The following is a 6865-nucleotide window of genomic DNA, read 5'->3' on the forward strand; positions in this document are numbered from 1 at the left end:
TCTTCGGTGTTGAGACTGCGGGTGGGATGGTCTGAGGTGGCGGTTTACCCGGATCCGGGCGGATTCTGCCCGGACTGCCCGCCGCTCCCCCGCCGTCCGGGAGGACCGGACGGCGGGGAAGCGGCGTACGGTCACTCCGCGGCGGCGGCCGCCGGCTGCTCGTCGGCCTTCCTCGGCTCCTCGAGCAGCTCGCGCTCCCACTCGGCCAGCGGCTCGTCCGAGGCGACACCCGCCTCCGGCTTCTCGTCGGTGCCCCGACGACGGCCGGAACGGGCGATCAGGCCATCGGCGACGGCGGCGGCCACGACCTTGGTCAGCAGCTCGGCCGACCGGATCGCGTCGTCGTTGCCCGGGATCGGGTAGTCGACCTCGTCCGGGTCGCAGTTGGTGTCGAGCACCGCGATGACCGGAATGCCCAGCTTGCGAGCCTCGTCGACGGCGATGTGCTCCTTCTTGGTGTCGACCACCCAGATCGCGGCCGGGAGCTTCTGCATGTCCCGCAGACCGCCGAGGGTGCGGGTCAGCTTCTCCTTCTCGCGGGAGAGCTGCAGGGTCTCCTTCTTGGTGTAACCGGCGGCGGTGCCGCTCAGGTCACCCAGGGCCTCCAGCTCCTTCATCCGCTGGAGCCGCTTGTACACCGTCTGGAAGTTGGTCAGCATGCCGCCGAGCCAGCGGTGGTTGACGTACGGCTGGCCGACCCGCGTCGCCTGCTCGGCGATCGCCTCCTGGGCCTGCTTCTTGGTGCCGACGAAGAGGATCGAGCCGCCCTCGGCGACCGTCCCGCGCACGAACTCGTACGCCTTCTCGATGTAGTCGAGGGTCTGGCGCAGGTCGATGATGTAGATACCGTTGCGCTCGGTGAAGATGAAGCGCTTCATCTTCGGGTTCCAGCGCCGGGTCTGGTGCCCGAAGTGGACACCGCTCTCCAGCAGCTGACGCATGGTCACGACGGCCATGGGGTACTCCTTGCGTCCCTGGTTGTCACGCCCGGCCGGCGGCCGGGCGTCCTGGCGCCCGGCCGCCGGCCAGGGTGGGCCCGACCAAGATCGGGACCAGGGAGGCCGTCGCCCCACGACGAACCGTGGAGAGGGCGCGCGAGGTCGACCGCGCGAGGCGGTCGCCAGTCGACCAGTGTACGCCCCTTCCCAGCCACCCCGTTCCCGGGAGTAAGGAAGGGCCCCTCGTCGACGCCTGACGGTTGCGGACGGCGCCCCGGTGCCCGGTGGGGTCAGCCGAGCGCCCTGGTGCCCGGCGCGTCAGCCGACCGCGAGCGCCGACGCGAGGAAAAGCACCAGGCCGACGGTCAGGTAGGCGGTCGGCGGGCGCAACCAGCCCCGGCTCCCGTCAGCCAGCGAGAGACCGCCGGTCCGCAGCCCGTACAGGCCCATCGCGAAGATCGGCAGACCGAGGACCAGGAACGTCCCGGCCACCACGTCCGCCGCCGAGACCGGGTCGCCGGTCACCCCGGTGAGCAGCACCCGCAGCGCCGGCACCTCGAAGACCAGCACCAGCACCGCGAAGAGGGCCGCCAGCGCCGGCCGGCGGGTCCGGTAGACCCCGTCGCCGGCCCCGGGAGCGATCACCGTGCCCGGCGCGAGGTCGTTCCGGGGTCCGACCGGCGGCATCGGCCCCGTCGGCATCTCCAACGGGTGCGGTGTCTCGGCGACGGGGCGCTCGGGCTCCGCGACCGGGCGGTGGGGCCCCACGACCGGGTACCCGCCCAGGCCCGCCGGCCGGGCCGGATCGGCGACCGGGCCGGCCCCGGCCAACGCGTCGGCGCTGGAGGACGTCAGCGGGTCACGCCCCTCCCGCGACCGCCGGCCGGTGGGCAGTTCCCCGGAGACCTGAGGGTCGCCGTCGGCCCGCATCGGCCGGTATCCCTCGGTCTCGGACGACTTGTCCCCGTATGCGCCCACCGCGCTGAAACTCCCCGAATCGTCCTCACCGATCCGGAACGCCCCGGAGTCCTCCGGGCTCGGATAGCGTCCTCGCCCGGCACCCGTCCCGTCCCCGTAGCGGGCGTCCCCGCCGCCCTGCTCGGGAACGCGGGGGTCGTCCTCGCGGTAGCGGCTCTCGCCCGCGCCGCGCCAGGTCGACTCCGCGTAACCCCGCTCCCGGTCACCGGGGTACCAACGCGACTCCTGATCTTCGGAATAGCTGCGTCGTCCATCCACGTCGGCACCGTATGCGACCGGCTACGCGGACGCCATTTCGCGGAGCGTCGCACCTCACCCGGGCACACCGGCGGTAGGTCCGCGGTGCCGGGAGCAGCACCATTCGGCCGACCGTCCCATAGCACAGCGCGGGCATGATCGTCCGGTTGTCCACAGGGGACCTCGTTGTCCACAGATCGGCGGGGCGGGGCGGCGGTGGGTGCCGGTTTCCGGGCACCGTGCCGGGCATGAGCAGACGGAACCAGGCGGTCGGCGCGTACGGGGAGCGCTGTGCCGTACGGCACCTGATCGGTGCGGGCCTGCGGCCCGTGGCCCGCAACTGGCGCTGCCCGCACGGCGAGATCGACATCATCGCCTGGGACGGGCCGGTGCTCGCGTTCTGCGAGGTGAAGACGCGGCGTACCGACGACTTCGGCACGCCGGCCGAGGCCGTGGTCCGGGCCAAGGCCCGCCGGCTGCGCGGCCTCGCGGCCCGCTGGCTCGCCGAGACCGGCACGACCGCCGGCGAGGTGCGGTTCGACGTGGTCGCGGTCCGCCTCACCGGCGGCGCGCCCCGCGTCGAGCACGTGAAGGGGGCGTTCTGAGATGGGGGTACGTCGGTGAGCTACGCCCGGGTGCTGTGCGTGGGTCTGGTCGGTGTCACCGGGCACGTGGTGCAGGTCGAGGCCGACCTCGCGCCCGGCCTGCCCACGGTGGCGATCACCGGCCTGCCGGACACCGCCCTGCACGAGGCACGGGACCGCGTACGCGCCGCCGTGGTCAACTCGGGCCGGACCTGGCCGAACCGCCGGATCACCATCAACCTGCTCCCCGCCACCCTGCCCAAGTACGGGTCCTCCTTCGACCTGGCGATCGCGGCGGCCGTGCTCGGCAGTGCCGGGGAGTTGCCGCTGCTGCCCCTCGAGGGGGTGGTGGTCCTCGGCGAGCTGGGTCTGGACGGCACCGTCCGCCCGGTCCGCGGAGTCCTGCCCATGGTCGCCGCCGCGGCCCGTGCCGGCCACGACCGGGTGATCGTGCCGCTCGACAACGCGGCCGAGGCGGCGGTCATCCCCGGGATCCGGGTCCGTGCCGTCGACACCCTGCACCGGCTGGTCACCTTCGTCACCGAGGGGAGCCCGCTGCTGGAGCCGCCGCGGACCGCGCCGGTCGCGGCGCCGTCCGTACCCGACCTGGCCGACGTGGCCGGTCAGGCCCTCGGCCGCCGGGCCCTGGAGGTGGCGGCCGCCGGCGGGCACCACCTGGCGCTGCTGGGGCCACCGGGAGCGGGCAAGCCCCATCCCGGAATCTGACACATTTTCTAGCCAGGGCCCTTCGGCATGCCCGGTAGGCCACCCGGGACACCTCCGTGGTTTCGACCCGTCCGGCGGCGTTGCTAATGGCGGAACGGGCGTTCGGTGGGATCGCCCTTCACCGAGCGGTGGCGGCTCACTGTTCGTCGCGTAGACGGCTCCGCGCTTGGTCGACTAGCGTCCGGTACTCCGCTTGCACCGGATCGACGAGCTCGCGTTCGAGAAGAGCGGTGAGGTTCCACAGCGCCCGCTGCTCGGCCTGGTCCTCGATGAGGTCTGCAAAGTCACTGGTGCGCTCATCGGTACGGCTCAGCCACTCGAACAGGACGAGCGCCTCGTCATGGCTCAGCCGGACGACTACCTCGCGCTCCTTCATGTCAGGAAGCCTAGGTCACTCGCAGCTTGGGAATTGCACAAGATCGGATCCGGGCACAGCGTTACCTCTGATCGAGCTGGTTCCCCAGTGGCCTGGTTCGGCCCCTGCTGGCACCGGCTTATGGCCCATGGATGGCCCGAGCCACCCTGATCCCAGTCGGGTCGCCCCGGTCAGCTGGGGCAGCGAAGGTCTTCCCCACCGGGCTCAAAGCTGATCTCAATCCCGACGTCGCCGTAGGTGTGCGGGCCTGGCGTAGCACGCCCATACCCAAGGAGTAGACGGACCTGCTGCCCGTTCGTTGCCCGGTCGGCGCAAAGCAGGTTCCACTCCCCTGGATCCGGGGCGATCCTCCAATGGCCGGCTGTTAACAAGGTGCGGTAGTGGTAAAGGACCGGGTCCATTGACGCGCCCGGCGGCAAGCGGATGTCCGCTGTAACGTACCGCGCCCATGGGTCGCTTTCATCGCCGCACGGGAACTGTTCGACGCGATCGAGGGTGGTGCCGGGTGGAGGCGAGGTCAGTACAGGATCACCTGCCAGATGCTCGGCCAACCGGTGATCGCTCTCTTTGCAATCGACGACTTCCACTTCCGGGCTGACTGACTTGCTGAGTCCCCGCACGGTCAGGCCACACAGCCCCAGAACACCGACCAGTACCGCCCCGACTACAGCGACGCGGCCAACTACCTGCTGCTGAGGCATCCGCTGAGGGTAAGGCAAGTACAGCGATGGCCGTCTAGCGGATCTCCTCGTCGGGCAGTCGCCAGACCGTCCAGCCTCCCCAGACGGGGACCAGGTGGAGCGCCCGACTGGACGAACGACCTGGTCGCCGTCTGGGGAGGCTGGTAGCCCTTGTGGTGCCCGGCGAGGTGATCCGCCCCCGGCTGATCTCCGAGGAGGGTCGGGGTTCGGGGCGGAGCCCCGAGGTCTTCAAGGTCTTGTTGTCCGCCAGTGTAGCCGGCCGGCCCGGCCGATGCCGGCCGGAGGTCGCCAGCAGGCCGGGGCCGGGCCGGCGCGGCCCGCTTTGCGGGCCGCCTTGATCTGATAGAGCGCAATTCGGCAGTTGTACGCCGCTCCGCATGTGTCCTCCGTCAACTGATGTGCGACACCCGTCCGCCAGGTGATCTGCGACAGTGGTCGGTTTCGGCACTCTGGGCCCGACGTCTCCGCGGGGCGTCGGGACTCGGGGAGGCTGGGATTGGCGCTGGTTGTCTTGTCGGTTGTCGAGCAACGGTTGGATGCGGTTCGTGCGGTGCTGGCCGGCTCGGATGTGGTGGAGGTGGCCGCCAGCTTGGGGGTGCACCGGTCGACGGTGCATCGGTGGGTGGGCCGGTATCTGACTGAGCAGCTGGCTGGGTTGGCCGACCGGTCGCATCGGCCGCACTCATCGCCCGGGCAGGTCACGGAGGCGGTCGAGGTCGCCGTGGCGGAGATGCGCCGGGAACACCCGCGGTGGGGATCGCGGCGGATTCGGTTGGAGATGCTGCGCAGGCCCGGCCCGTGGGTGGTCGAGGACCTGGCGGTGCCGTCGGAGCGGACAATTGATCGGATTCTGCAGCGGCAGGGTCTGCTGCGGGTCCGGCCCCGGAAACGGCCGAAGGAGTCGTATCGGCGGTGGGAACGGCCCGCCCCGATGCAGCTGTGGCAGATGGACATCGTCGGCGGAGTACGGCTGGTCAACCCCGCCACGGGTGTGCTGCGGGAGGCGAAGCTGGTCACCGCGGTCGACGACCACTCCCGGTACTGCGTGATCGCGAAGGTGGTGGAGCGGGCCACCGGCCGGGCGGTGTGTCTGGCGCTGGCTGAGGCCCTGACCCGGTTCGGGGTCCCCGAGGAGATCATCACCGACAACGGCAAGCAGTTCACCGACCGGTTCGGCAAGTACCGGCCGCGCACTGGTGAGGTGCTGTTCGACAAGATCTGCCGCCACAACGGCATCATCCACCGGCTCACCGCACCCGCGTCACCGAACCAGAACGGCAAGGTGGAACGGTTCCACGGCACCGTCCGCCCCGACTTCCTCGACACCGCCGAGGCGTTCACCAGCCTGCACGAGGCCCAAGCTGCGGTGGACGCTTACGTGCTGCACTACAACACCGACCGACCCCACCAGGGGCTCGATGCGAAGGCGCCGGTCACCCCGGCTGACCGGTTCTCCCCGGTCCCGCCGCAGCAGCGGGCACTGGTCGACCTGTGGCTGCCACCCGCCCTGGACATCGCCCCCGCCCCGCTGCAGCAGCCTGTGACCGACGCCGAACCGGCTCAGCCGATCGAGCCGCCGGCGGTGGAGTCGGGTGGGCCGGTGGAGTTCGACCGGGTGGTGCCACCGTCGGGCAACCTGATGGTGTGCCAACGCCAGTTCTGGATGGGCACGCACCGGGCCGGGATGGTGGCCCGGATCTGGGCCGACTGCGACCTGATCCACGTGCTCATCGCCGGCATCCGGGTCAAAACCGTCCGCTCCCACCTGAGCGTCAACGACCTGGCCACCCTCGTCCGCCACGGCGCCGTCCCGGCCGGTCCCGCACCCCTGCCGCCGATCGAGGACGGCGACGCCATCGAGGTCGAACGCTGCGTCAATCGAGGCGGCGGCGTCTCGCTGGGCCAACACATCGTCCTGGCCGCCGAGATCCTCGCCGGCCGCCGCGTCGGCATCCGCATCGAACCGACCACCCTCATGTTCTACGACCTGGACACCCGCGAACTGCTTCGCACCCGCACCAACCCGCTCCGCCCGGAACAGGTAAAACGCCTACGCGGTGCCCGGCCAGCCGGGCCACCGCCACGACCATCGGTCGAACCCGTCCGGGTGCAACGGCGGGCCTCCAACAGCGGGATCATCATGGTCGCCGGTCAGAAGGTCGCCCTCGGTCGGCTGCACCGGCATCAGACCGTCACCGTGACCGTCTCCGAGACGACCCTCGCCATCGAACTCACCGACGGCGACACCAAAGTCGTCCGGCGCACCACCACCCAGCCAGTCCGTAGCATCAAAGGCCAGCGACCGCGGATCGCTACCTCAGTTTC

General features: G+C 70.9%; 6 protein-coding genes and 1 pseudogene. 3 read left to right on the forward strand and 4 right to left on the reverse strand.

The annotated features are described in order from the left end of the window. Nucleotides 1–131: 131 nt before the first annotated feature. Together rpsB and HCJ94_RS07295 are read right to left on the reverse strand one after the other, a co-directional pair. Nucleotides 132–956: a 30S ribosomal protein S2 gene (gene rpsB, locus HCJ94_RS07290; protein ID WP_168000195.1), complete on the reverse strand. Its 825-nt coding sequence runs from the start codon at nucleotides 954–956 to the stop codon at nucleotides 132–134. Nucleotides 957–1256: 300 nt separating this feature from the next. After that, nucleotides 1257–2174 carry a hypothetical protein gene (locus HCJ94_RS07295; protein ID WP_168000196.1) on the reverse strand — a complete coding sequence of 306 codons (918 nt, stop codon included), beginning with the start codon at nucleotides 2172–2174 and terminating at the stop codon, nucleotides 1257–1259. A 227-nt stretch (nucleotides 2175–2401) separates the two neighbouring features. On the opposite strand from HCJ94_RS07295, the gene HCJ94_RS07300 reads away from it, so the two are divergent. Both HCJ94_RS07300 and HCJ94_RS07305 read left to right on the forward strand, forming a co-directional pair. Next, nucleotides 2402–2758: a YraN family protein gene (locus HCJ94_RS07300; RefSeq protein WP_168000197.1), complete on the forward strand. Its 357-nt coding sequence runs from the start codon at nucleotides 2402–2404 to the stop codon at nucleotides 2756–2758. 15 nt (nucleotides 2759–2773) lie between these two features. After that, nucleotides 2774–3445 (forward strand): annotated as a pseudogene (locus HCJ94_RS07305) (magnesium chelatase domain-containing protein); the annotation flags it as partial. A 154-nt stretch (nucleotides 3446–3599) separates the two neighbouring features. On the opposite strand, the gene HCJ94_RS07310 reads toward HCJ94_RS07305, so the two are convergent. Further along, entirely contained in the window at nucleotides 3600–3839 is a 240-nt protein-coding gene (locus HCJ94_RS07310) for a hypothetical protein (protein WP_168000198.1), read from the reverse strand. A gap of 170 nt (nucleotides 3840–4009) precedes the next feature. After that, nucleotides 4010–4540 (reverse strand): hypothetical protein, encoded by a 531-nt coding sequence (locus tag HCJ94_RS07315; protein ID WP_168000199.1) that lies wholly within the window; start codon nucleotides 4538–4540, stop codon nucleotides 4010–4012. A gap of 496 nt (nucleotides 4541–5036) precedes the next feature. Between HCJ94_RS07315 and HCJ94_RS07320 the strand changes: the two genes are divergently transcribed. Next, nucleotides 5037–6865, forward strand: a 1829-nt coding sequence (locus HCJ94_RS07320) for an IS481 family transposase (RefSeq protein ID WP_168000200.1), incomplete at its 3' end; no start/stop codon positions are given.

Source organism: Micromonospora thermarum (assembly GCF_012034245.1).
In the GTDB taxonomy this organism is placed as follows: domain Bacteria; phylum Actinomycetota; class Actinomycetes; order Mycobacteriales; family Micromonosporaceae; genus Micromonospora; species Micromonospora thermarum.

Bases quoted from the DNA above. Each gene is read 5' to 3' on its own strand.
- HCJ94_RS07300 (WP_168000197.1), top strand. From the start codon at position 2,402: ATGAGCAGACGGAACCAGGCGGTCGGCGCGTACGGGGAGCGCTGTGCC.
- rpsB (WP_168000195.1), bottom strand. From the start codon at position 956: ATGGCCGTCGTGACCATGCGTCAGCTGCTGGAGAGCGGTGTCCACTTC.
- HCJ94_RS07315 (WP_168000199.1), bottom strand. From the start codon at position 4,540: ATGCCTCAGCAGCAGGTAGTTGGCCGCGTCGCTGTAGTCGGGGCGGTA.
- HCJ94_RS07310 (WP_168000198.1), bottom strand. From the start codon at position 3,839: ATGAAGGAGCGCGAGGTAGTCGTCCGGCTGAGCCATGACGAGGCGCTC.